Below are 23,760 nucleotides of genomic sequence, written 5' to 3' on the forward strand. Positions count from 1 at the left end.
TCAAATAAAAGATAGAAAGAACAAAAAAATAAGACCATCACATATAGGATGGTCAAGGAAGGGGACAATTTATGTCAATTTAATTAGGGATGGAAGCTATTCAAAGACACTGGGGAATGTCTTATAAATTAGGGAGGAATAGCTCCGATACTTATACTATAAAAGGTGGATGTGACCTAGATGTGAACATGGAGTGAAAGAGCGAGGGAGTTTCAAATAAAAGATAGAAAGAACAAAAAAATAAGACCATCACATATAGGATGGTCAAGGAAGGGGACAATTTATGTCAATTTAATTAGGGATGGAAAGCTGTTCAAGACACTGGGGAATGTCTTATAAATTAGGGAGGAACAGCTCCGATACGTATACTATAAAAGGTAGATGTGACCCTCGTGTGAACTTGGAGTGAAAGATATAGGAATTTGAAAAGGGATAAAATAGTTGTTGTTGTAAGAGTTATAGTATAAGTGGAGATATAATAGAGAATATTCTTTTGTAAAATGATAGGAATCTGAATATAAATAAAAGTTGAAATCTATAAAAAAAAGGATTATGCTCAACTATATTATAAGAATATAAGGTTTATCCCGCTACTTGTAGGCTCTTAAAGAGTCTTTATTTATGAGGGGATAAAAGCTTCACTTGATAAAGGGAGTTAGTGATATGGAAGTAGCAAAAAAACAAGGGTTGTATAATCGCCTTGTACGATTAAATCCACCACAAATTTTAGCATTAGGCTTTTTTTGTTTAATTGTGGTCGGAGGATTGTTATTAAAGTTACCGTTTGCAACGAAAGTACATATTAGTTGGGTAGATGCTTTCTTTACAGCTACGTCGGCAGCGACTGTAACGGGTTTAGGTGTTGTAGATACTGCAAGTACGTTTACGATGTTTGGTGAAATTGTTATTATGTTTTTAATTCAAACGGGTGGTCTCGGCCTTATGACGATTGCCATTTTAATTGTTTGGGTATTAGGTAAAAAGATCGGTTTACGCCACCGATTATTAATTGGAGAAGCATTTAATCAAACAAATATTGGTGGTCTTGTGAAATTAGTGAAACGAGTTTTTATTTTTTCTATTTGTATCGAGCTAATTGGAGTTATCTTTTTATCGATTCGCTTTATTCCAGAGTTTGGTTTTGGAAAAGGTTTATACTATAGTATTTTTCACGTTATTGCGTCATATAATAATGCCGGCTTTGCGCTTTGGCCAGATAATTTAACAAGATATGTAGGAGATCCTATTATTAATATTGGGATTTGTTCTTTAATTGTAATAGGAGGGTTAGGGTTTACTGTATTAATTGATATATGGTATAGCCGTAGTTTCCGAAAATTATCACTGCACTCCAAAATCATGATTGTTGGAACGATAGCACTTAATGTTATTGCGATGATTGTGATTTTTGTATTGGAATATAATAATGTGAAGACTTTGGGACACTTATCTTTAAATGAAAAGTTATGGGCTTCATTCTTCCAAGGAATTACACCTCGTACAGCCGGTTTTAACACGGTAGATTATGGGGGGATGGAAGAGTCATCGATACTATTTACGATGGTATTAATGTTTATTGGTGCGGGAAGTGTATCGACAGGCGGTGGAATTAAGTTAACGACATTCGTTATTTTAATTACATCAGTTCTTTCTTTCTTTAGAAAGAAAGAGGATTTTGTTTTATTTCAGCGTACTATTAAAATGTCGACAGTAACGAGAGCATTAGCAATTGTCGTTGCTAGTCAAATACTTATTTTAACAGCGGTATTTGTATTAATGCTTACAGAAGACTTCAGTTTTATTCAGTTATTATTTGAGACAATTTCAGCGTTTGGCACAGTAGGGTTAACAATGGGGATTACTGCAAAGCTATCGGCGTTTGGAAAATGTATTATTATGTTTGTTATGTTTTGTGGATTAATCGGACCGTTAACACTTGTGTTCTCTTTGGCACGACCAGCGAAACAAAAAATTAAATATCCATCAGAAGATGTATTTACAGGATAAGGTATCCCGCATAAAGCGAGATACCTTTTTCTTTTTAAAAAAGAGAGAACAATAAACCAATAATCGCCGCTCGGAATAATATCGCAATGAGTGCAGCGATACCACCCACAATCGCTGCGGTACCACCAGTTACTGTAGCTCCGCGATTATAAGCGTAAATGCCTAGTAGTACAGAAACAAGACCAAATAGTGTCGGAAATGTAAAGAGTGATAATATTGCTAAAGCAAGAGCAATAAAACCAGCAGTCGATCCAGCTGCAGATGATCTTACATCATCGTTATCTTTATCATCATAATCAATGCGCTGTGGTGCAACTTCAGCTGCGTATTCTTCTTTATAGTCACTATAATCACTATCTATTCGATCTCTTTTTTTATATTCATCAAATTTCTCAGTCAAAGTAAAGACTCCTTTCATAACAAGGTTCAATAGTAGTATGTTTCTCTTTACTGTTTTTATCCGAACGTGTACAGGGAGTAATATCCAATTGGAAAGTGAAAAATATTTTTTCAAAATAGGAAAACTTAGTATGACTTCCTCTATTTTGGAAAGTATAAAAAAGAATAATGAGGAAAGGGTGTAGTACATAATGGAACATCCAATTGAAAATTTAATGAAAACAGCAATGACAAATTTAAAAGAGATGGTAGATGTAAATACGATTGTTGGAAGTCCGGTTTCAACAGCTGACGGAAATGTAGTATTAACAGTGTCTCAAGTGGCTTTTGGTTTTGGAGCTGGTGGAAGTGATTTTAAAGGGGATTTTATTTCTGAAAAACATAATGGCGGACAAGGGCAGCATAAAGAGAACAAGCAAGTGCATCCATTTGGAGGCGGGAGTGGGGCTGGGGTTTCCATTAGTCCGGTGGCTTTTTTAGTTGTAGGTTCTAATGGGGTGCAAGTATTACATTTAAATAGTAGCACCCATTTAATCGAAAAAGCTTTAAATGCTGTACCAAGCACTGTAGATAAATTTGTGAACGGTCGCTAAAGGTGAACTTGCATTTTTTAGGAATTGTGATATATTAGAAAAAGTGCGCTTAAGGACGATTGAAATAATTGAAATGTAAATATATATGATGTGCGAAATAAGGGAGAGGAATTTATGATTAATATCAAAAATTTGGTAGTCGGCTTATTTATGCTAGTAAGCGGATTTGTTGTATATATAATAAAAGAAAAAGCTCCATTTTAAACAGACAAACCGTTAATGTCTGTTTTAAATTTGTGAAAAATGTTGACAAGTTATTGTATTGATGTTAAAATTTTAATTCGTGTCTCGGTTAAAGCTAGTGTAAAGTAAATAAATCTTATGAATATAATACGAAAAGTTTGCGAAAGATCGGGTAGTCTTACCAACAACTTTTGTGAACAAACCCTATAAATTGTATATGTAAGCTTTATATGTATACTAGTGAATCAAGGAGCGGTCAGTGGAACCGTAATGATGAGAGAGAGGTAGGGCTTTCATCCAGTATATGTTACTTTCCCGTTAGGTGAATATAAAAAAGAGGGCTCCTTTTGAAAAGGAGCCCTCTTTCTATAGATAAATTGAAACTATAATCAGTGAGACCATTCCCGTTACATGTTAGCTCACAAATAATGGGATAAAAATGATTAAGTGCGGTTTTCAACTTGTTGACAAATTTCATCTGTTGTTAAACCATGTGCTTTAATTACAGATCCTTTTATCGATGCATCTGCAATACCCATCATATTAGAATCTTGCCCGGTTACAACGCAACAATCACATCCATGTGCATCATTTTCAGAGTTAAGTGAAACGACTTCATGTCCTTGTTGCTGAAGAGCTTGTTGAACATCTGTTAAAGAGTTCTCAACGCCAATTCTAGCCATAATTTTCACCTCCTACCATCTAGTTGCTAGTATGCTCAAGTCCATAGCATATATTTATGAAAAGATGGTAGGAAGAGATTATTTGTTTAGTCGTTATATACACCAGTAAGCATTTGACTAACGAATTGATCATTTAATGTATCTTGTGCTGAACTGTTATTAGATTGAATATCGATTGAAGCTGTATAGTTGTTATGTTTCCTGCCACTTGGTTCTACTTCAACGTAATTATCGAATTTACAAAACCCTTTCGTATCCATTAGATCGAATAGTTGTAGCATTTCTACTACCTCTTGTCTCGTTCCTTTAATTTGTACACACGCCATTTTAATTTCCTCCTTCAATTTGACAAATTGTTTTTTAAAAATAGGATTATGATTACTAAATGAAAAATATGAATGTTATTTTTAGACAGCGTTATTTTTGTTATTTTCCCCCTTTTTCACCAAAAGTCGTTGTATATTCCCGAATTTATAAAATCGGACGTCCGTTTATTGAATACAATAGATTCGTATCAATTGGCGAAAACCCTTCTTTTAAACAAATATTTTTTTAGTAGAATTTAGCGAAAAAAAATTTTTATTTTTTTTGTAAACGTTAACAATGTTGTTAAATCAATATAATCAAAGATGTATGTACGATTAAAAATTAGAAATTTTCTAAAAATTCACTTGATTTATTTGAAAAGGAGAGTAAACTAGGAAACAATAAAAAACTCATAGAACATAGGGGGCGCTTTCAAGTGAACGAGCAGTGGATTTTCTTAAATGGAGAATTTGTTCCAAAAGACGAAGCAAAGGTTTCAGTATATGATCATGGCTATTTATATGGCGATGGAGTGTTCGAAGGAATTAGGGTATATAGCGGTAATGTTTTCCGTTTGAGAGAGCATCTTGTCCGGTTATATGAATCAGCGAAATCCATCATGTTAGAAATTCCATATACGTTAGAAGAAGCAATGAAAATTGTTGTTGAAACGATTCGACAAAACAAACTATCTAATGGATATATCCGCCTCGTTGTATCAAGGGGACCTGGGAATTTGGGATTAGATCCCGATTCTTGTACGAAACCAAATGTAGTAGTAATTGCAGAGCAATTATCTTTATTCCCACAAGAATATTATGAAAAAGGGATTCCGATTATAACAGTTGCAACGCGTCGTAATCGCCCGGATGTTTTATCGCCTCAAGTAAAATCTTTAAATTACTTAAATAATATTTTAGTTCGCATTGAGGCGAAACTAGCTGGAGTACAAGAAGCACTTATGTTAAATGACCAAGGATACGTAGCTGAAGGCTCTGGAGATAACGTATTTATTGTGAAGGGAAATAAATTGATTACACCACCAAGTTCTGCTGGAGCGTTAGAAGGTATTACACGAAACGCGATTTTAGAAATCGGCGAAAAACTTGGATATGACGTAAGAGAAGAATTATTTACAAGGCACGATGTATATGTAGCTGATGAAGTATTTTTAACAGGAACAGCTGCTGAAGTAATTGCTGTTACGACAGTAGATGGAAGAACGATTGGTTTAGGTAGAACAGGGCCACATACGAATCGTTTATTAGAAGAATTCCGTAAATTAGTTGTAGAAGATGGAGAGAAAATTTACGAAGAAAATAAAGTTGGATAATAGCTCTTTATGACATGATAAAGCGTTGATAGGGAGGAGTAGTTGACTGTGAAGCCTCACAGAGAGTCGGTGGTTGCTGGAAACCGATGGTTCACGTCGACGAACATCACCCTTGAGTGCTAAGCTGAAGCGTTTGTTTAGGCTTAGACGGTAGCTCCGTTATTAGCTAGACTCATCCCGAGTCACTGAGGCAAGAGTATTCTTGCGAAGAAGGGTGGTACCGCGAAATCTTTCGTCCCTTCAGCACATAGCTGGAGTGTGGACGTAGGATTTTTTTATTTTATAAATGGTTTAAAAAAGGGGGCTTATAAGAAAAATGTCTTCAAAAACGGAAGAGAAACTGGCAACTGGTGCACAGCTATTGTTAGAAGCGCTAGAAAAGGAAGAAGTAGAAGTGATTTTCGGGTATCCAGGTGGTGCGGTTTTACCTCTATATGATGCGCTTTATGATTGTGAAATTCCGCATATTTTAACGAGGCATGAGCAAGGTGCAATTCATGCTGCTGAAGGATATGCAAGAATTACAGGAAATCCAGGAGTGGTAATTGCAACAAGTGGACCGGGTGCTACAAATGTTATTACTGGTCTAGCTGACGCGATGATTGATTCATTACCGCTTGTTGTATTTACAGGGCAAGTAGCAACAACGTTAATCGGAAGTGATGCTTTCCAAGAAGCAGATATTATGGGGCTTACGATGCCGGTGACAAAACATAATTATCAAGTGCGAAAGGCATCGGATTTACCCCGAATTATTAAAGAAGCATTTCATATCGCTAGAACAGGAAGACCGGGCCCAGTCGTAATTGACCTTCCGAAAGATATGGTAGTAGAGCAAGGCGAGAGATGTAGCGACGTACAAATGGATTTACCAGGATACCAGCCTAATTATGAACCGAATCTACTACAAATAAACAAATTATTACAAGCGATTGAGGTCTCAAAAAAGCCATTAATTTTAGCTGGAGCAGGTGTATTGCATGCTAAAGCATCGAAAGAATTAACAAGCTTTGCTCGCAAATATCATATTCCAGTTGTTCATACATTACTTGGTCTTGGTGGGTTTCCGCCAGATGATGAACTATTTCTAGGGATGGGAGGAATGCACGGTTCATACACCGCAAATATGGCTTTATATGAATGTGACTTACTTATTAATATAGGCGCGAGATTTGATGATCGTCTTACTGGAAATTTAGCTTATTTTGCTAAAGAAGCGATTGTCGCACATATAGATATTGATCCAGCGGAAATTGGGAAAAATGTGCCGACTGAAATCCCTATTGTTGCGAGTGCGAAGCAAGCATTAGAAGCTATACTCACTTTTAAAGAAGGGGAAGTAGATCACAATGATTGGCTTTCGTTATTGAATAGTAGAAAAGAAAAATACCCTCTTTCTTACAAAGAACATGCAGAGCGTATTAAACCTCAATATGCAATTGATATGCTATACGAAATTACGAAAGGAGAAGCGATTGTAACAACAGATGTTGGGCAACATCAAATGTGGGCAGCTCAATATTATCCATTGAAAAACCCAGATAGATGGGTAACTTCTGGGGGATTGGGAACAATGGGCTTCGGGTTTCCAGCAGCAATAGGTGCACAAATCGCAAAGCCTGAAGAACTAGTTATTGCAATTGTCGGTGATGCTGGATTTCAAATGACCTTGCAAGAACTTAGTGTGTTGAAAGAGCATTCTTTACCGGTTAAAGTTTTTATTTTAAATAATGAAGCTTTAGGGATGGTAAGACAATGGCAAGAGGAATTTTATAATAGGCGATATTCGCACTCCTTACTTTCATGCCAACCAGATTTTGTCGCACTTGCCAATGCATATGGCATAAAAGGTGTTCGTATTGAAGACCCACTTCTTGCAAAGCAACAATTACAGTATGCAATTGAATTAAGAGAGCCAGTCGTAATTGATTGCCGCGTACTTCAATCTGAAAAGGTTATGCCGATGGTTGCACCAGGGAAAGGGGTTCACCAAATGGAGGGGGTGGAGAAAAGGTGAAGAGAATTGTAACAGCGACAGTTCGAAATCAAAGCGGTGTGTTAAATCGAATTACAGGTGTTATGACACGTAGACATTTTAATATTGAAAGTATTTCAGTAGGTCATACGGAATCATCGGATATTTCGAGAATGACGATTGTTGTACACGTTGAAAATGAACAGCAAGTTGAGCAGTTAATTAAACAACTTCATAAGCAAATCGATGTACTGAAAGTATCAGATATTACAGAAGAAGCGATGATCGCTAGAGAACTTGCACTTATTAAAGTAGCAACGTCTGTAGCAAGAGCAGAATTATATAGTTTAATTGAACCATTTCGAGCCACTGTAATAGATGTTGGGAAGGATTCCATAGTGGTGCAAGTAACAGGTACTCAGGAGAAAGTAGAAGCGTTAATTGAATTACTTCGTCCATACGGTTTGAAAGAAATTGCTAGAACAGGTGTAACAGCATTTACACGTAGTATGAAAAAACAAGATAAACAAGTTATGTTAATTCAATAATTATTTAAAAAATAGGGGGAAATGAAAATGGCGAAAGTTTATTATGAAAAAGACGTAACGGTAAATGTATTAAAGGAAAAGAAAGTAGCAATCATCGGATATGGATCGCAAGGCCATGCACATGCACAAAACTTACGTGATAACGGATTTGATGTAGTAGTTGGACTGAGGAAAGGGAAGTCATGGGATAAAGCGAAAGAAGATGGATTTTCCGTATATACAGTAGCGGAAGCAGCAGAAAAAGCGGATGTAGTAATGATTCTACTACCTGATGAACTGCAGCCGGAAGTATATGAAGCTGAAATTGCACCAAACTTACAGGCAGGTAATTCTCTTGTGTTCGCACATGGCTTTAATGTTCACTTTGATCAAGTAAAACCGCCAGCTAATGTAGATGTATTTCTAGTAGCACCGAAAGGTCCAGGACATCTAGTACGTCGTACATTTGCGGAAGGAGGAGCTGTTCCTGCATTATTTGCAGTATATCAAGATGCAACAGGAGTTGCGACTGAAAAGGCACTTTCATATGCAGATGGAATTGGGGCGACGAGAGCAGGTGTATTAGAAACAACGTTTAAAGAAGAAACAGAAACAGATTTATTCGGAGAGCAAGCTGTACTTTGCGGCGGAGTGACTGCACTTGTAAAAGCGGGATTTGAAACGCTAGTTGATGCTGGCTATCAACCTGAACTTGCATATTTTGAATGTTTACATGAACTGAAACTAATTGTTGACCTTATGTATGAAGGTGGACTTGAAAATATGAGATACTCAGTTTCAGATACAGCGCAGTGGGGTGACTTCGTATCAGGACCACGCGTTGTTACTGAAGATACAAAGAAAGCGATGGGGGAAGTATTAGCAGAAATTCAAGACGGTACATTTGCAAGAGGCTGGATTGCAGAGCATAAAGCAGGAAGACCAAATTTCCAGGCGACAAATGAGAAAGAAAATGAACATGAAATCGAAGTAGTTGGACGTAAATTACGTGAAATGATGCCTTTTGTACAGCCCCGAGTAAAGGTAGGGATTAAATAATATGAAGCAGATTTTGTTCATGGATACGACGCTTCGTGATGGCGAACAATCACCAGGAGTTAATTTAAATGAACAAGAGAAATTACAAATTGCGAGGCAACTAGAGAGACTTGGTATTAATGTAATGGAAGCTGGATTCGCAGCGGCTTCTGAAGGTGATTTTCAATCGGTAAAACGTATCGCAAATACCATTCAAAATGCAACGGTTATGAGTTTAGCTAGAGCAAAGGAAAGCGATATTCGAAGAGCATATGACGCAGTGAAAGGTGCTGTATCTCCTCGTTTACACGTATTTTTAGCTACGAGTGACATTCATATGAAATATAAGCTTTGTATGTCGAAAGAAGATGTATTAGATAGCATTCAGCGCTCGGTTACACTCGGAAAATCATTATTTCCAACAGTACAATTTTCAGCAGAAGATGCGACAAGAACATCGAGAGCATTTTTAGCTGAAGCAGTAGAAGTAGCGATTCGTGCAGGAGCGAATGTAATCAATATTCCTGATACAGTTGGATATACGAATCCAGAAGAATATTATTCTCTTTTTAAATACTTAAAAGAATCCGTTCCTTCGTATGAAAAAGCAATTTTCTCTTGTCATTGTCACGATGATCTTGGGATGGCAGTAGCGAACTCGTTAGCTGCAGTTGAAGGCGGAGCGTTACAAGTAGAAGGAACGATTAATGGAATTGGAGAAAGAGCAGGAAATGCAGCCTTAGAAGAAGTCGCAGTTGCTCTTCATATTAGAAAAGATTTCTATGAAGCAGAGTCCTCTATGACGTTAAAAGAAATTAAAGCGACAAGTACATTAGTAAGTCGTTTAACAGGTATGGTTGTACCAAAAAATAAAGCGATTGTTGGAGCAAATGCGTTCGCTCATGAATCAGGTATTCATCAAGATGGTGTTTTAAAAGAAGTGACGACATATGAAATTATTGAACCGGCGCTTATAGGTGAATCTCAAAATCTATTTGTACTTGGAAAACATTCTGGACGTCACGCATTTACGGAAAAAATGAAAGAATTAGGCTACGAATTTACAAACGAAGAACGAGATGTGATGTTTGCAGCATTTAAAAAATTAGCTGATCGAAAAAAGGAAATTACAGAAGAAGATTTACGTGCGCTTATGCTTGGTGAAGCAGCATTTTCGGCGCAACAATATAGCATTACGCAATTGCAAGTACACTTCGTATCAAATAGTACACAGTGTGCAACGGTTGTACTAAAAGATGAGGAAGGAAATATGTACGAAGATGCAGCAACTGGTTCTGGAAGTATTGAAGCGATCTATAATGCAATTCAAAGAATTTTAGGATTAGAATGTGACTTAGCGGATTATCGCATACAATCTATAACGCAAGGTCAAGATGCACTTGCACATGTTCATGTTGAATTAAAAGAAGGAACTCATCAAGTATCAGGTTTTGGTGTTGCGCAAGACGTATTAGAAGCATCGGCGAGAGCGTATGTTCATGCGGCAGGAAAATTAAAATCTTTTATTACTCTTGTGAAGTAACTGTTTGATAAGTGAGGGGATCGTCCCTTACTTATCAAAAAGCATTTCTGAAAATTCAGATAAAAAGGAGTGTTTTAATTGGAAAAACGTATCGTTTGTTTAGCGGGTGATGGTGTTGGTCCGGAAATTATGGAAAGCGCGAAGGAAGTATTGCATATGGTAGAGAGGTTATATGGACATCATTTTCATTTACAAGATGAGTACTTTGGCGGAGCTGCTATCGATTTAACTGGGCAACCATTACCACAGCGAACACTTGCCGCTTGTTTAGCGAGTGATGCGGTTTTACTTGGAGCGGTTGGTGGACCACGGTGGGATGATGCGAAAGAAAGGCCAGAGAAAGGATTATTAGCCTTAAGAAAAGGACTTGGTGTATTTGCGAATGTTCGCCCTGTAACAGTAGAAAGCGCAACTGCACATTTATCGCCATTAAAAAACGCAGATGAAATTGACTTCGTTGTCGTTCGTGAACTAACAGGCGGTATTTATTTCTCTTATCCAAAAGAAAGAACGGAAGAATCGGCAACTGATACACTTACGTACCATCGTCATGAAATTGAACGTATCGTGTCGTATGCTTTTCAATTAGCGAGTAAGAGAGAGAAAAAAGTAACGTCTATTGATAAAGCGAATGTTTTAGAATCTAGTAAATTGTGGAGAGCTGTTACGGAAGAAGTAGCTCTTCGTTATCCTGATGTTGAATTAGAGCACATTTTAGTAGATGCAGCTGCTATGGAGTTAATTCGGAATCCAGGACGTTTTGATGTAATTGTAACCGAAAATTTATTCGGGGACATTTTAAGTGACGAGGCTTCTGTATTGGCAGGGTCATTAGGAATGCTTCCATCAGCGAGTCATGCGGAAAACGGGCCGTCTTTATATGAGCCTATTCATGGATCAGCACCAGATATTGCAGGGAAAAATAAAGCGAATCCAATTGCGATGATGCGTTCAGTTGCGATGATGCTCGGACAATCATTTGGATTAACGAGAGAAGGGTATGCAATTGAATCCGCAATTTCTGCAGTTCTTAAATCTGGAAAAGGTACAGCTGATATTGGGGGAGATGCGACGACAACTTCATTTACGAAAGCGGTTATTCAAGAAATGGAAGAGCAAGCGCTAGTAGGGAGAGGACGATAATGGGCAAAAGATTACTAGATAAGCTTTGGGAAAGACATGTAGTTGCAACGAATGAAAATGGATTGGATTTATTATATATCGATCTTCATCTCGTTCATGAAGTAACGTCACCGCAAGCCTTTGAAGGCTTGCGGCTGGCAAATCGAACTGTCCGCAGACCGGAATTAACGTTTGCAACTATGGATCATAATATTCCAACGAAAGATGTTTGGAATATTACCGATCGTATTGCGAAGCAGCAATTGGATACACTTCGTGAGAACTGTAAAGAATTTCAGGTGCCGTTAGCGGATATTGGTGATGAAGAGCAAGGAATCGTTCACGTTATAGGACCAGAACTTGGACTCACGCAGCCAGGGAAAACGATTGTTTGTGGTGATAGTCATACAGCGACCCACGGTGCTTTCGGAGCGTTAGCATTTGGTATTGGTACGAGTGAAGTAGAACATGTATTAGCAACGCAAACGTTGTGGCAACGAAAGCCGAAAGCGATGGGAATTGAATTAAAAGGAAAGTTACCAAAAGGCGTTTATGCAAAGGATATTATTTTGCATCTCCTTTCAAAGTACGGTGTAGCAGTTGGAACGGGATATGTAATGGAATTTTACGGTGAGACGATTCATGCTATGGAAATGGAAGAGAGGATGACACTTTGCAATATGGCAATTGAAGGGGGAGCGAAAGCTGGCATCATTGCACCAGATGAGAAAACATTTTCTTATGTAAAAGGGCGTGAATATGCACCGAAAGACTATGAAACGTTTACAGGGAAATGGTCGGAGCTTTATACAGATTCAGATGCAATTTATGATTTACATATTTCGGTAAATGTTACGGATTTAGCACCGTATGTCACTTGGGGAACAAATCCTAGTATGGGTGTTCGAATTGATGAAAAATTACCAGAAAAACATGATAAAAATGATGAAAGAGCATATTCGTATATGGGATTGAGTCCTGGACAAAGTACTTTTGAAATTCCAGTTCAGCATGTCTTTATTGGGTCTTGTACAAATTCTCGATTATCTGATTTAGAAATTGCAGCATCTGTTGTAAAAGGGAAAAAAGTGAAAGACGGTGTGCGAGCCCTCGTTGTGCCTGGTTCTAAAAGGATAAGAGAAGCAGCGATGCAAAAAGGATTACATCACATATTTGAAGAAGCGGGATTTGAATGGAGAGAGCCTGGATGCTCAATGTGTCTTGGAATGAATCCAGATCAAGTGCCTGAAGGAGAACATTGTGCATCTACTTCAAATCGTAATTTTGAAGGAAGGCAAGGGAAAGGAGCACGAACACATTTAGTAAGCCCAGCTATGGCAGCAGCGGCTGCGTTATATGGTCATTTTGTTGATATTAGAAAGGAGAATTATGATGGAGCCATTTCGTATTCATAAAGGTACTGCCGCAGTACTTATGAATGATAATATTGATACAGATCAAATTATTCCGAAGCAATATTTAAAGAGAATTGAAAGGACGGGATTTGGAAAATATTTATTTGATGAGTGGCGTTACGATAATGAGCGCCATGAAAATCCTAATTTCCCTCTTAATGCGCAAGAACGAAAAGGAGCAAGTATATTAATTACGGGTGATAATTTTGGGTGCGGTTCTTCAAGAGAACATGCTCCGTGGGCGCTTGCTGATTATGGTTTCCGCGTTATTATCGCCGGGGGATTTGCAGATATTTTTTATATGAATTGCATGAAAAATGGTATGTTACCGATTGTAATGGATAAAGAAATGCGTGAACAACTTGCGAAAACGGATGCGAGAGAACAAATAGAAGTAGATTTAGAGAATGAGGTAATTACAACGAATACGCATAGGTTTCATTTTACAATCGAGAAAATGTGGAAAGAGAAATTATTAAATGGTCTAGATGAAATTAGCATTACGATGCAATACGAACGAGAAATTGGAGAGTATGAAAGAGAGATAGCCTTATATTAAGAAAAAACGGAATATTAAAAATCTATTTACATTCAGAATTAACTGTTATATACTATGTGAAAATCAGAGGAGAAAGGGAGTAAGTATTATGAATATCGTGCAATCTATTAAAATGCTTACACAACTACATCATCATACATGAAACCCTTGAACCTAACGTGAAAACGTGTAGGCACAAGGGTTATTCCCGTTGTACCTACACTCTACTAAAGAGCCTTGTAGGTATTTTTTCTACAAGGCTCTTTTTATTTTCGGTTTAGGTGAATGGAATGAGCATACATTAGAGAGGGAAAGGTGTGTGAAATGAGATGGCAAAGTGGAAGCGTGCAAATCCGAATGGAACGAGGGATTACTTATTCGAAGAATGTACGTTAATTGAAGAAGTGGAACAAAAATTAAGACGGACCTTTTTAGGTAGAGGTTATGAAGAAATAAGGACACCTACAATTGAATTTTACGATGTTTTTGCATTTCAAAATAGGCCGATAGATGAAGAAAAGATGTATAAATTTTTTGATGAAAAAGGGCGGATTATCGTTTTACGTCCAGATATGACAATTCCTTTAGCGAGAGTAATTGGAACGCAGAGATGGGACACTCCTCTTAAAGTGACATATAGTGGAAATGTATTTCGGGCGAACGAGTCCCTTTCTGGAAAATATAATGAAATGGTACAAAGTGGTATTGAAATTATCGGGATTGATAATGTAAGAGCGGAAATTGAGTGTGTCATAAGCGTAATTCAAGCACTTCAAAAATTGAAGGTACAATCTTTTACAATTGAGATTGGGCAAGTGCAGTTATATAAATGTATTGCAAAAAAACTCTCCATTCATGATGAAGAAGAGAAGTTACTTAGAACATATATTGAGAGTAAAAATTATGCCGGTCTCTCAAATTTTATCGAAGAAAAAAAATTAGATCGGTGTGATGAAACAGTAAGATTACTTGAGAAACTACCAAGGTTATTCGGGAGTTTAGATGTTATTGAGGAAGCAGAAAAACTCGCCTCAAGTAATGAAATGAAAATGGCCATTGCAAGAGTGAAAGAAATATATGAAACAATTGAACAGTTAGGATATGGCTCTTACATATCAATTGATTTAGGTATGGTTCAACATTTGGATTATTATACGGGTGTTATTTTCAAAGGGTATATATATGAAATTGGAGAAGAGATTGTTAGTGGCGGAAGATATGATGAGTTAATTGGAAATTTTGGAGAGATGATGCCAGCTGTTGGGCTCGCGGTGCAAGTAAATCAAATAGTTAAGGCACTTCAAGAGCAGCAAGAACCATATAAACGAAAGAGAATAGATATTATGATTCATTATGAGTTAAATAGATTAGCAGAAGCGGAAAGGTTACGAAATTTACTTCAAAAGGACGGGAAGAATGCCCAGTTATCTTTATTCTCTAATTTAAACGATACTTTTCAATTTGCAAACAAGAATAAAATAATGACAGTCGTTGAGGCGAAGAGTGAGTCACTAGTGGAATATGTATGGAGAGAGAAATGGATCATCCAGAAAGAAGGGGAGGCTTCATGCGTAACATTCAAATTGCGTTAACGAAAGGAAGATTAGAAAAGCATGTTATTCCACTGTTTGAAAAAATTGGAATTGATTGTTCAGAGCTCAAAGACAAGGGAAGAAAACTTGTGTTTAAAAGTAAAAACACAAACATTTCATTTATTTTAGTGAAAGCGGTAGATGTTGCTACTTATGTAGAACATGGCGTAGCTGATATTGGAGTCGTTGGAAAAGATATATTAATGGAATGTGAGAAAGATATATATGAGATGGTGGATTTAGGAGTAGGCGTGTGTAAATTTTGTGTAGCTTCTATTCCTACGTATAATCCGAAGAGTTACCGAAAGAAACGAATTGCTACGAAATACCCGCACATTACTTCTACGTATTTTCATGATAAAGGGGAGGATGTAGAAATTATTAAAATAGAAGGATCCGTAGAGATTGCTCCACTTCTAGGTTTGGCAGATGCAATTGTTGATATTGTTGAAACAGGAAAAACATTACAAGAAAACGGGTTAATTGTATTTGAGGAAATGTGCTCGATATCAGCTCGGATGATTGTAAATAAGGCAGCTTTAAAAACTAAAAAAGACGAAATATTCGGTGTTATAAATATGATGGAACAAGAAATTTTGTCAGGGAAATAGGGGGACTTTAAATGGAGATAGTTTGTGAAGATTTCCAAGAGGCTTTATCGAAAATAAAATTGCTACGAGAAAGCGCTAATATAATAGAAGAAACTGTTCAAAGAAGTGTAAGCGAAATTGTTCAAAACGTAAGGGAGAGTAAAGATGAAGCTGTATCGTTCTATACAAAAAAGTTTGATGGTGTAGAGATGAAAAATTTTCGTGTAAGTGCAGAAGAAATAAAACAAGCAAGTAAGTTTGTAGAGCAAGCTTTTTTAGAAGCGTTAGAAGAGGCAAAGAAAAACATTGTCTCGTATCACGAAAAGCAAAAAAGACAATCTATGTTTGATTGCGTGAGTGAAGGGGTAATTAGAGGACAGCTCATTCGGCCGTTAGAAAATGTAGGTGTATATGTGCCAGGTGGGACTGCTTCGTATCCTTCATCAGTATTAATGAATGTATTGCCAGCAAAACTCGCAGGAGTGAAAAAAATTGTAATGGTAACACCGCCGAGGCAAGGAGGAATTGATCCGCATATTTTAGCTGCTGCAAGTCTTGCAGGTGTAGATGAAATTTATATGGTCGGTGGTGCTCAATCAATTGCTGCTCTAGCATATGGAACGGAATCGATTCCTAAAGTAGATAAAATAGTTGGACCCGGAAATTTGTATGTTGCTCTAGCGAAGCGAGAAGTATATGGGATAGTCAATATCGATATGATTGCTGGACCATCAGAAATTGTAGTTATCGCAGATGAAACAGGAAATGCCGAATATATTGCTGCTGATTTATTATCACAAGCAGAGCATGACGTGAGAGCGACTGCTATTTGTATTACAACGAATGTACAGCTTGCTAAAGAAGTAGAAAGAGAAATAAAAAGACAGCTAGAGACGTTACCAAGAAGTGAAATAGCTCGTGAGTCAATAAAAAGAAATGGATCAATTTTTATTGTCTCTTCTTTAGAAGATGCGTTTCATTTATCAAATGAAATCGCTCCAGAACATTTAGAGTTACACATAAAAGAGCCAATGAATGCTCTAGCTTATGTAAAGCATGCTGGATCAATTTTTCTTGGTCCATATGCACCTGAACCGCTTGGAGATTATTTGGCGGGGCCGAATCACGTATTACCGACAAGTGGAACGGCAAGGTTTTTCTCTCCGTTATCCGTCGATGATTTCGTTAAAAAATCAAGCTTCGTTTCTTATACGGAAGAAGCGTTAAGAAGTGTACAGCATCATATTGTAGAACTTGCAAATAAAGAAGGTTTACATGCACACGCAAGAGCGATCCAAATTAGGTTTAAGGAGGAAGAATAATGCGTCAATATAGTCAAGCACGTGAGACGACGGAAACAAAAATTAAATTAAGTTTGCAACTTGATGAAAGTACGAATGTTTCTGTGCAAACAGGAGTTGGATTTTTTGATCATATGCTAACTTTATTTGCTAGGCATGGAAGATTCGGTTTGCAAGTTGAAGCTGAAGGTGATGTATTCATTGATGCTCATCATACGGTTGAAGATGTTGGAATTGTACTCGGAACTTGCTTGAAAGAATCATTGCAAAATAAAGAGGGGATTAACCGTTACGGCTCAGCGTATGTACCGATGGATGAATCTTTAGGATTTGTCGCGATTGATATAAGCGGGCGCTCATATATTGTATTTCAAGGTGAATTAACAAATCCGAAGCTAGGGGATTTTGACACAGAATTAACGGAAGAATTTTTTAGAGCGGTTGCCCATGCTGCCAATATTACGTTACATGCTCGCATTCTATACGGAAGCAATACACATCACAAAATTGAAGCTCTATTTAAAGCGTTCGGTCGAGCGCTTAGAGAGGCAGTCGATAAAAATGCCAACATTACTGGTGTAAATTCAACGAAAGGGATGTTGTAATTGATTGCAATTATAGATTATGGAATGGGAAATATTCGTAGTGTGGAACAAGCATTAAAATATATTGGAACAGAGTACATCATAACGGATGATAAAAAAGAAATATTGAGAAGTGATGGAGTTATTTTACCAGGAGTAGGCACATTTCCAAAAGCGATGGGCGTTTTAGAAGAAAAAGATTTAGTATGTGTGCTAAAAGAAGTTGGGAGCTTAGGAAAACCGCTTCTGGGTATTTGCTTAGGAATGCAACTTTTATTTGAAAAAAGTGAGGAACTACAAAATTGTAATGGATTAAATTTATTGCCAGGTGTTATTCGAAAGTTAAAAGTTCCTTATAAAATTCCACATATGGGGTGGAATGAATTAAAAAAAGAAGGAGAAATATCGCTTTGGAATGGAGTAGAGGACGGTTCTTTCGTATATTATGTCCACTCTTATTATGCAGATTGTCCGAATGAAATTGTGTATGGGGCAAGTGAATATGGAGTGAAAGTACCTGGTTTTGTAGCGCAAGGAAATATATTCGGCGCACAGTTTCATCCTGAAAAAAGTGGCGAAATTGGCATGCAAATATTAAAAAATTTTAAAGGAGTGGTAGAAGCATGGAGATCTTCCCAGCTATCGATGTAAAAGAAGGGCGATGCGTAAGGCTGTATCAAGGAGAGTTTAGTAAAGAAACGGTGATGAATGAAGATCCGGTTGCGCAAGCGATCATATTTGAAAAGCTAGGAGCGAAAATACTACACATTGTTGATTTAGACGGTGCAATTGCTGGAGAGTCATTAAATTTGCCCGTCATTGAAAGAATATGTAGGTCGGTACGTATTCCCGTGCAAGTTGGAGGAGGGATTCGATCACTTGCAGCGGTAGAGAAGTTATTATTAGTCGGTGTAGAAAAAGTGATTTTAGGAACAGCTGCCCTTTATGATAAGTCATTTTTAGAAGAAGCAGTTCGTCTATATAAAGAGAAAATCATTGTTGGAATTGACGCGAAAAATGGTTTCGTAGCAACGAGGGGCTGGTTAGATATATCTGAAATTTCTTACATTGATTTAGCAAAGCAAATGGAAAGTTTAGGTGTTCAAACGATTGTGTTTACAGATATCTCAAAAGATGGGACGCTTGCAGGTCCGAACTTTGAACAATTAGAGCTACTGCAAAAAAGCGTGGGCATTCGTGTGATTGCTTCTGGAGGAGTGGCATCTATTCAAGATGTGAAAAGATTAAATGATATGAATATATACGGAGTCATAATTGGTAAGGCTCTTTACGAGAAAACGATTGATTTAGAAGAAGTGTTACAGGTTACAAAGCTATGTTAGCGAAACGAATTATACCATGTCTAGATGTAAAAGAAGGGCGGGTAGTAAAGGGAGTAAATTTTATAGGATTACAAGACGTCGGTGATCCTGTTGAAATAGCTGCTTTATACAATGATGCGGGAGCAGATGAAATCGTATTTTTAGATATTACTGCAACACATGAAGGGCGAAAAACGATTATAGATGTTGTAGAAAAAACTGCTTCAAAAGTATTCATACCCCTCACAGTTGGCGGGGGGATTTCAAGTGTTAAAGATATGTACAATTTACTAAGAGCTGGAGCAGATAAAGTTTCAATAAACTCAGCGGCAGTGAGAAATCCGAAGTTAATCCAGGAAGGTGCGGAACATTTTGGCTCACAATGTATTGTCGTAGCAATCGATGCTAGAAAAGTAGCAGAGGATAAATGGAATGTATATGTAAATGGCGGAAGACTTAATACTGGAATGGATGCAATCGAATGGGCGAAGCACGTTGTTAAGCTCGGAGCAGGAGAAATTTTACTGACGAGTATGGATGCAGATGGAACGAAAAATGGATATGATCTTCGTTTAACAGAAACAATTTCAAACAGCGTTTCCGTCCCAGTGATCGCGTCAGGAGGATGTGGCCATGCGGATCACATTATAGAAGTATTTCAAAAAACAACAGTTGATGCAGCATTAGCAGCATCAATCTTTCATTATGGTGAAGCGACTGTACAGGATGTGAAGAGGAAATTAAGAGAAGCAAACGTTGAGGTGAGGTTATGAAACCTAACTTTTCAAAAGGATTGATACCAGCTGTTGTTGTCGAGGAAGATACGAAAGAAGTTTTAATGCTAGCTTATATGAATGAAGAAGCGTATGAAAAGACGCTGGAAACGAAAAGAACATGGTTTTATTCCCGTTCGAGACAATCGTTATGGAATAAAGGAGGAACGTCGGGAAATGTCCAATATGTTCAATCCCTATATTTAGATTGTGATCAAGATTCAATTGTTGTTGTTGTAAAGCAAGTAGGGCCTGCTTGCCATACGGGAGAAAAAACGTGTTTTCACTATAAAATTATATAGGGGGATTAAATATGGACAGCGTACTTAAGTCGTTATTTGAAACAGTCAAAGAGCGAAAGCAACACCCGCTTCCTGAATCATATACAAATTATTTATTTTCAAAAGGTGAAGATAAAATTTTAAAGAAAATTGGTGAGGAGTGCACCGAAGTAATTATCGCGTCTAAAAATAATGATAAAGAAGAACTAGTAAAAGAAATGGTTGATGTGTTTTATCACTGTTTTGTTCTATTAGCTGAAAAAAATATTTCATTAGAAGATGTCTTGCAAGAAGTGAAAGAAAGAAATGGAAAGCTTTCGAGAGTAGGGGACCGAAGAGAAATAGATACATTATGAGGGGGAATATGGATGAAAGTAGATTATCATCTTCATTTAGAGGAAGGACCATATTCAATAGGCTGGCTTGCTAAAATAAATGATGCACTACAATATTATGAACCGCTTAAAGAAGATAAACATTCAATGGGATGGCTTATGAAAACACAAGAACGCCTGCAAAAACGTGTGAAGGAAGGTCCATTTACAGCGAAGTGGATTGATTTATATTTAGAAGAGGCTTTGCGAAAAGGTATAAAAGAAGTTGGTATTGTCGATCATTTATATCGTTTTCATGAAGCGAAAGGATATTATGAAAAGTATGTAGATATTAGTGATTCTAAGCTTGGTCGTTTACAAAAAGAATGGTTAAATCAAGTAAGAGTAACGTCTCTTTATGATTTTACAAAGGCGATTGAAGAAGCAAAAGAGCGATGGAGTAAACGAGGGGTAACGCTCAAACTTGGAATTGAAGCGGATTATTTTATCGGGGGTGAACAAGAGTTAAAAGGCTTACTAGCATTAGGAGACTTTGATTATGTAATCGGTTCGGTCCATTTTATAGATGGCTGGGGATTTGATAATCCAGATACGAAAGAGTATTTTGATACGCATGAGTTACATACTTTATATCATACGTTTTTCGCTACAGTTGAAAGTGCTGTTCGTTCTGAGCTCTTTGATATAATAGCTCATCTTGATAACATAAAAGTATTTAATTACCGGTTAGATGAGAATGAACAGCTTTCTTATTATAAGGAAATTGCGCGTGCGTTAGTAGAAACGAATACCGCGACAGAGGTAAATGCGGGATTGTACTATCGCTATCCTGTGCGCGAAATGTGCCCAAGTCCGCTTTATTTACAAGTATTAGCTAAGTATGGAGTTCCGATTACTCTATCCTCAGATGCTCATTATCCGAATGATTTAGGAAAGTATGTGGAAGAGAATATAAAGACATTACGCAATCATGATATTTCTCACATAGCTACATTTACGAAACGAGTAAGAACGATGAGATTGCTTGAGGAAGAAGTGGAAATTTCAAAATGAAGCACGATTTTTTGATGAAAACGACCCTTTTTGTTCAAAATAAGAAAGAGTGAAAAGGAGGGTGGAAAATGGCGAAACAACAAAATAAACAAAAGGTACAAGCGGCAGATCAGGCTTATACTTCTGAAACGAATAATACAGCTAACTCAGTTATCGAGGAACAAATTAGCGATACAGTTGCAGAAGGAACAATCGATGCAAAGCTTGGGCAAGAATCGCAAGAGAAAGCGTAAGAAGAGGGGAGAGATGAATCTCCTCTTTTCTTATGGGTAAAAAAGTGTCGATTTTCAAAACTATAATCAAATTCCTTGGTTTTTACATGTGGATTTCTTACAATGAAATATAAGAGATATCTTATTTTGTATAGAAGAGGTGTTAGTAGTGGCGAAAATATTAGTTGCAGGGAAAATTCCAGAAATCGGATTAGAACTATTAAAGGATCATGACGTAGAAATGTACGATAAAGAAGAGTTAATTTCTTTAGATGAATTAACAGAGCGTGTAAAAGATAAAGATGCATTGTTAAGTTTACTTTCTACAAAGGTGACGAAAGAAGTTATTGATGCGGCACCTCATTTAAAGATTGTTGCAAACTATGGTGCTGGTTACGACAATATTGATTTTACGTATGCAGGAGAAAAAGGAATTGCAGTATCGAATACACCAAAAGTATCAACTGAAGCGACAGCAGAATTAACATTTGCACTTCTTTTAGCAGCGGCACGTAGAATTCCTGAAGGGGATACGTTATGTCGTACAACTGGATTTAACGGCTGGGCACCATTATTTTTCTTGGGCCGCGAAGTGCACGGTAAGACAATTGGAATTATTGGCCTTGGAGAAATCGGGAAGGCAGTTGCAAAGCGTGCGAAAGCATTTGGAATGGATATTTTATATACAGGGCCAAATCGTAAGCCTGAAGCTGAAAGTGAACTGGGAGCAACATATGTAACATTGGAAGAATTATTACAAACAGCGGACTTTATTACAATTAACTGTGCTTATAATCCGAAATTACATCATATGATTGATGAAGAACAGTTTAAAATGATGAAGAAAACAGCATATATTATAAATGCTTCACGTGGACCGATTATGCATGAATTTGCACTTGCTCATGCACTAAAAACGAATGAAATTGAAGGTGCAGCTCTTGATGTATTTGAATTTGAACCGAAAATTACAGAAGAGCTAAAAGGATTAAAGAATGTGGTACTTGCGCCTCACGTAGGGAATGCAACATTCGAAACGCGTGATGCGATGGCTGAAATGGCAGTAAGAAATATTTTAGCTGTATTAAACGGTGAAGAACCTGTAACACCTGTAAATCAAAAAGTATTGGTTACAAAATAAAGTGAAACTTTAATGAGTGGAGGGGCATCCTCTACTGATTAGTAGCCCTCGCCAACCGGGCTACGCGTAAATAGCGAGATAAAAAGAAACCTTCCAATTTCGGAAGGTTTCTTTTATTTTTCTTTATTTGCTTTTTTAGAAGGTCTTTGTCTAAGGAATTGAGATAGCATATACAAAATATATAGTGGAATGGCAATGAATAAGAAAACAGAAAAATTACCAAAACCTGTTTGGTACATTGTGATAATACTTCCAACTAAAAATAGTGTAATAATTATGCTATATCGTGGAATTGGTACATCTTTTAAACTTGGGATACGAACACGGCTCACCATTAAAAATGCGAACGTTACAAATACGGTAATGAGAACGATTTTTGGAATGGTATGTGAAAATAATGTTAAGAAAGCGACAAGCCCTCCTGCTGCTGTAATCGGAACTCCAGTGAAATATTTCATAGAAGTAGAAGATGGTGTTACATTAAATCGTGCTAAGCGATATGCTCCGAACAGAGGGAATAGTCCCGCTATGTATAGTCCAATGATTCCGTAGTTGGAAAAAGATGTGTAATACATTAAAACAGCAGGTGCTGCGCCAAATGTTACAACATCCGCGAGTGAATCAAGCTCTTTTCCCATTTGTGAATCAACGCGTAATAAACGAGCGACACGACCATCAAGACTGTCTAACATCATCCCGATCAGTACTAAAATAGCAGCTGATTTATAATATCCTAAAGATGCATAGCCGATTGATAAAAATCCGCTGTATAAATTTCCGAGCGTAAATAAGTTTGGAATAGCTGCTCTATACAAAATCTGATCCCTTGCTTTCTGTTATAAATTCTTAATTAGTGTATGAAAGTTTACTTATTTTATCATACCATAAATTTCTTTCTCATACGAAAAAAATTC

Annotated in this window: 27 protein-coding genes and 1 other annotated feature; of the genes, 23 read left to right on the forward strand and 4 right to left on the reverse strand. The window is 37.1% G+C overall.

The window, feature by feature from the left end; genetic code table 11:
• Nucleotides 1-663: 663 nt before the first annotated feature.
• Nucleotides 664-2,007 (forward strand): TrkH family potassium uptake protein, encoded by a 1,344-nt coding sequence (locus ACFVQC_RS11755; protein ID WP_377898402.1) that lies wholly within the window; start codon nt 664-666, stop codon nt 2,005-2,007.
• Between the two features lie 34 nt (nt 2,008-2,041).
• Here ACFVQC_RS11755 and ACFVQC_RS11760 read toward each other — a convergent pair whose 3' ends face one another.
• Nucleotides 2,042-2,407: a hypothetical protein gene (locus ACFVQC_RS11760; protein ID WP_002149534.1), complete on the reverse strand. Its 366-nt coding sequence runs from the start codon at nt 2,405-2,407 to the stop codon at nt 2,042-2,044.
• A gap of 190 nt (nt 2,408-2,597) precedes the next feature.
• Here ACFVQC_RS11760 and ytfJ point away from each other — a divergent pair, with 190 nt between their 5' ends.
• Both ytfJ and ACFVQC_RS11770 read left to right on the forward strand, forming a co-directional pair.
• Nucleotides 2,598-2,999: a GerW family sporulation protein gene (gene ytfJ, locus ACFVQC_RS11765; protein WP_002149533.1), complete on the forward strand. Its 402-nt coding sequence runs from the start codon at nt 2,598-2,600 to the stop codon at nt 2,997-2,999.
• Between the two features lie 114 nt (nt 3,000-3,113).
• Complete coding sequence (locus ACFVQC_RS11770; protein ID WP_033717991.1) at nt 3,114-3,203, forward strand: hypothetical protein; 90 nt, start codon at nt 3,114-3,116, stop codon at nt 3,201-3,203.
• Nucleotides 3,204-3,625: 422 nt separating this feature from the next.
• Here ACFVQC_RS11770 and ACFVQC_RS11775 read toward each other — a convergent pair whose 3' ends face one another.
• Both ACFVQC_RS11775 and ACFVQC_RS11780 read right to left on the reverse strand, forming a co-directional pair.
• On the reverse strand, nt 3,626-3,865 hold the full coding sequence (locus ACFVQC_RS11775) for a YkuS family protein (RefSeq protein ID WP_002158681.1): 240 nt from the start codon (nt 3,863-3,865) through the stop codon (nt 3,626-3,628).
• Between the two features lie 86 nt (nt 3,866-3,951).
• Nucleotides 3,952-4,191 carry a DUF3911 family protein gene (locus ACFVQC_RS11780; RefSeq protein ID WP_377898403.1) on the reverse strand — a complete coding sequence of 80 codons (240 nt, stop codon included), beginning with the start codon at nt 4,189-4,191 and terminating at the stop codon, nt 3,952-3,954.
• Nucleotides 4,192-4,607: 416 nt separating this feature from the next.
• On the opposite strand from ACFVQC_RS11780, the gene ilvE reads away from it, so the two are divergent.
• From ilvE to ACFVQC_RS11880, 20 genes are all read left to right on the forward strand, one after another.
• On the forward strand, nt 4,608-5,504 hold the full coding sequence (ilvE, locus tag ACFVQC_RS11785) for a branched-chain-amino-acid transaminase (protein WP_002030649.1): 897 nt from the start codon (nt 4,608-4,610) through the stop codon (nt 5,502-5,504).
• Between the two features lie 16 nt (nt 5,505-5,520).
• Nucleotides 5,521-5,747, forward strand: a binding site (T-box leader).
• A 73-nt stretch (nt 5,748-5,820) separates the two neighbouring features.
• Nucleotides 5,821-7,521 (forward strand): acetolactate synthase large subunit, encoded by a 1,701-nt coding sequence (gene ilvB / locus ACFVQC_RS11790; protein WP_377890520.1) that lies wholly within the window; start codon nt 5,821-5,823, stop codon nt 7,519-7,521.
• Nucleotides 7,518-8,027, forward strand: a complete 510-nt coding sequence (gene ilvN / locus ACFVQC_RS11795) for an acetolactate synthase small subunit (protein WP_000822949.1) — start codon at nt 7,518-7,520, stop codon at nt 8,025-8,027. Before ilvB ends, ilvN begins: the two co-directional genes overlap by 4 nt.
• Nucleotides 8,028-8,054: 27 nt before the next feature.
• Nucleotides 8,055-9,065: a ketol-acid reductoisomerase gene (gene ilvC, locus ACFVQC_RS11800; protein WP_002158678.1), complete on the forward strand. Its 1,011-nt coding sequence runs from the start codon at nt 8,055-8,057 to the stop codon at nt 9,063-9,065.
• 1 nt (nt 9,066) lies between these two features.
• A complete protein-coding gene (gene leuA, locus ACFVQC_RS11805; protein WP_377898404.1) occupies nt 9,067-10,587 on the forward strand; it encodes a 2-isopropylmalate synthase in 1,521 nt (506 codons plus the stop codon).
• 78 nt (nt 10,588-10,665) lie between these two features.
• Nucleotides 10,666-11,730: a 3-isopropylmalate dehydrogenase gene (gene leuB / locus ACFVQC_RS11810; protein WP_377898405.1), complete on the forward strand. Its 1,065-nt coding sequence runs from the start codon at nt 10,666-10,668 to the stop codon at nt 11,728-11,730.
• Nucleotides 11,730-13,124, forward strand: a complete 1,395-nt coding sequence (gene leuC, locus ACFVQC_RS11815; protein ID WP_377898406.1) for a 3-isopropylmalate dehydratase large subunit — start codon at nt 11,730-11,732, stop codon at nt 13,122-13,124. The genes leuB and leuC overlap by 1 nt, the downstream gene beginning before the upstream one ends.
• The gene (leuD, locus tag ACFVQC_RS11820; RefSeq protein ID WP_002158674.1) at nt 13,102-13,683 is read left to right on the forward strand and encodes a 3-isopropylmalate dehydratase small subunit; all 582 of its coding nucleotides are present in this window, start codon (nt 13,102-13,104) and stop codon (nt 13,681-13,683) included. The genes leuC and leuD overlap by 23 nt, the downstream gene beginning before the upstream one ends.
• Nucleotides 13,684-13,991: 308 nt before the next feature.
• Nucleotides 13,992-15,254: an ATP phosphoribosyltransferase regulatory subunit gene (locus ACFVQC_RS11825; protein ID WP_002149516.1), complete on the forward strand. Its 1,263-nt coding sequence runs from the start codon at nt 13,992-13,994 to the stop codon at nt 15,252-15,254.
• A complete protein-coding gene (gene hisG / locus ACFVQC_RS11830) occupies nt 15,230-15,865 on the forward strand; it encodes an ATP phosphoribosyltransferase (RefSeq protein ID WP_033717989.1) in 636 nt (211 codons plus the stop codon). Before ACFVQC_RS11825 ends, hisG begins: the two co-directional genes overlap by 25 nt.
• A gap of 11 nt (nt 15,866-15,876) precedes the next feature.
• Nucleotides 15,877-17,166: a histidinol dehydrogenase gene (hisD, locus tag ACFVQC_RS11835; protein WP_002149513.1), complete on the forward strand. Its 1,290-nt coding sequence runs from the start codon at nt 15,877-15,879 to the stop codon at nt 17,164-17,166.
• Nucleotides 17,166-17,750 (forward strand): imidazoleglycerol-phosphate dehydratase HisB, encoded by a 585-nt coding sequence (gene hisB / locus ACFVQC_RS11840; RefSeq protein ID WP_377898407.1) that lies wholly within the window; start codon nt 17,166-17,168, stop codon nt 17,748-17,750. The genes hisD and hisB overlap by 1 nt, the downstream gene beginning before the upstream one ends.
• A complete protein-coding gene (gene hisH, locus ACFVQC_RS11845; protein WP_377898408.1) occupies nt 17,751-18,380 on the forward strand; it encodes an imidazole glycerol phosphate synthase subunit HisH in 630 nt (209 codons plus the stop codon).
• A complete protein-coding gene (gene hisA, locus ACFVQC_RS11850) occupies nt 18,353-19,072 on the forward strand; it encodes a 1-(5-phosphoribosyl)-5-[(5-phosphoribosylamino)methylideneamino]imidazole-4-carboxamide isomerase (RefSeq protein ID WP_377898409.1) in 720 nt (239 codons plus the stop codon). The genes hisH and hisA overlap by 28 nt, the downstream gene beginning before the upstream one ends.
• Nucleotides 19,066-19,824 (forward strand): imidazoleglycerol phosphate synthase cyclase subunit, encoded by a 759-nt coding sequence (gene hisF / locus ACFVQC_RS11855; RefSeq protein ID WP_377898410.1) that lies wholly within the window; start codon nt 19,066-19,068, stop codon nt 19,822-19,824. The genes hisA and hisF overlap by 7 nt, the downstream gene beginning before the upstream one ends.
• A complete protein-coding gene (gene hisI / locus ACFVQC_RS11860; RefSeq protein WP_002149506.1) occupies nt 19,821-20,126 on the forward strand; it encodes a phosphoribosyl-AMP cyclohydrolase in 306 nt (101 codons plus the stop codon). The genes hisF and hisI overlap by 4 nt, the downstream gene beginning before the upstream one ends.
• A gap of 11 nt (nt 20,127-20,137) precedes the next feature.
• The gene (gene hisE / locus ACFVQC_RS11865) at nt 20,138-20,461 is read left to right on the forward strand and encodes a phosphoribosyl-ATP diphosphatase (RefSeq protein WP_002149505.1); all 324 of its coding nucleotides are present in this window, start codon (nt 20,138-20,140) and stop codon (nt 20,459-20,461) included.
• Nucleotides 20,462-20,473: 12 nt separating this feature from the next.
• A complete protein-coding gene (locus tag ACFVQC_RS11870; protein WP_002149503.1) occupies nt 20,474-21,493 on the forward strand; it encodes a histidinol phosphate phosphatase domain-containing protein in 1,020 nt (339 codons plus the stop codon).
• A 68-nt stretch (nt 21,494-21,561) separates the two neighbouring features.
• A complete protein-coding gene (locus tag ACFVQC_RS11875; protein ID WP_002149501.1) occupies nt 21,562-21,726 on the forward strand; it encodes a YozQ family protein in 165 nt (54 codons plus the stop codon).
• A 148-nt stretch (nt 21,727-21,874) separates the two neighbouring features.
• A complete protein-coding gene (locus tag ACFVQC_RS11880) occupies nt 21,875-22,846 on the forward strand; it encodes a 2-hydroxyacid dehydrogenase family protein (RefSeq protein WP_002149499.1) in 972 nt (323 codons plus the stop codon).
• 113 nt (nt 22,847-22,959) lie between these two features.
• Here ACFVQC_RS11880 and pssA read toward each other — a convergent pair whose 3' ends face one another.
• Nucleotides 22,960-23,661 carry a CDP-diacylglycerol--serine O-phosphatidyltransferase gene (gene pssA, locus ACFVQC_RS11885; protein ID WP_002149497.1) on the reverse strand — a complete coding sequence of 234 codons (702 nt, stop codon included), beginning with the start codon at nt 23,659-23,661 and terminating at the stop codon, nt 22,960-22,962.
• Nucleotides 23,662-23,760 lie beyond the last annotated feature (99 nt).

This window comes from Bacillus sp. NPDC057893 (assembly GCF_042796455.1).
Taxonomy (GTDB): Bacteria; Bacillota; Bacilli; order Bacillales; family Bacillaceae_G; genus Bacillus_A.

Bases quoted from the DNA above. Each gene is read 5' to 3' on its own strand.
- ilvC (WP_002158678.1), top strand. From the start codon at position 8,055: ATGGCGAAAGTTTATTATGAAAAAGACGTAACGGTAAATGTATTAAAG.
- ACFVQC_RS11775 (WP_002158681.1), bottom strand. From the start codon at position 3,865: ATGGCTAGAATTGGCGTTGAGAACTCTTTAACAGATGTTCAACAAGCT.
- hisG (WP_033717989.1), top strand. From the start codon at position 15,230: ATGCGTAACATTCAAATTGCGTTAACGAAAGGAAGATTAGAAAAGCAT.
- ACFVQC_RS11875 (WP_002149501.1), top strand. From the start codon at position 21,562: ATGGCGAAACAACAAAATAAACAAAAGGTACAAGCGGCAGATCAGGCT.
- ACFVQC_RS11870 (WP_002149503.1), top strand. From the start codon at position 20,474: ATGAAAGTAGATTATCATCTTCATTTAGAGGAAGGACCATATTCAATA.
- hisB (WP_377898407.1), top strand. From the start codon at position 17,166: ATGCGTCAATATAGTCAAGCACGTGAGACGACGGAAACAAAAATTAAA.
- hisA (WP_377898409.1), top strand. From the start codon at position 18,353: ATGGAGATCTTCCCAGCTATCGATGTAAAAGAAGGGCGATGCGTAAGG.
- leuD (WP_002158674.1), top strand. From the start codon at position 13,102: ATGGAGCCATTTCGTATTCATAAAGGTACTGCCGCAGTACTTATGAAT.
- leuA (WP_377898404.1), top strand. From the start codon at position 9,067: ATGAAGCAGATTTTGTTCATGGATACGACGCTTCGTGATGGCGAACAA.
- hisI (WP_002149506.1), top strand. From the start codon at position 19,821: ATGAAACCTAACTTTTCAAAAGGATTGATACCAGCTGTTGTTGTCGAG.
- ACFVQC_RS11780 (WP_377898403.1), bottom strand. From the start codon at position 4,191: ATGGCGTGTGTACAAATTAAAGGAACGAGACAAGAGGTAGTAGAAATG.
- hisD (WP_002149513.1), top strand. From the start codon at position 15,877: ATGGAGATAGTTTGTGAAGATTTCCAAGAGGCTTTATCGAAAATAAAA.
- hisF (WP_377898410.1), top strand. From the start codon at position 19,066: ATGTTAGCGAAACGAATTATACCATGTCTAGATGTAAAAGAAGGGCGG.
- ACFVQC_RS11755 (WP_377898402.1), top strand. From the start codon at position 664: ATGGAAGTAGCAAAAAAACAAGGGTTGTATAATCGCCTTGTACGATTA.
- ytfJ (WP_002149533.1), top strand. From the start codon at position 2,598: ATGGAACATCCAATTGAAAATTTAATGAAAACAGCAATGACAAATTTA.
- ACFVQC_RS11770 (WP_033717991.1), top strand. From the start codon at position 3,114: ATGATTAATATCAAAAATTTGGTAGTCGGCTTATTTATGCTAGTAAGC.
- leuC (WP_377898406.1), top strand. From the start codon at position 11,730: ATGGGCAAAAGATTACTAGATAAGCTTTGGGAAAGACATGTAGTTGCA.
- ACFVQC_RS11825 (WP_002149516.1), top strand. From the start codon at position 13,992: ATGGCAAAGTGGAAGCGTGCAAATCCGAATGGAACGAGGGATTACTTA.
- ilvB (WP_377890520.1), top strand. From the start codon at position 5,821: ATGTCTTCAAAAACGGAAGAGAAACTGGCAACTGGTGCACAGCTATTG.
- hisE (WP_002149505.1), top strand. From the start codon at position 20,138: ATGGACAGCGTACTTAAGTCGTTATTTGAAACAGTCAAAGAGCGAAAG.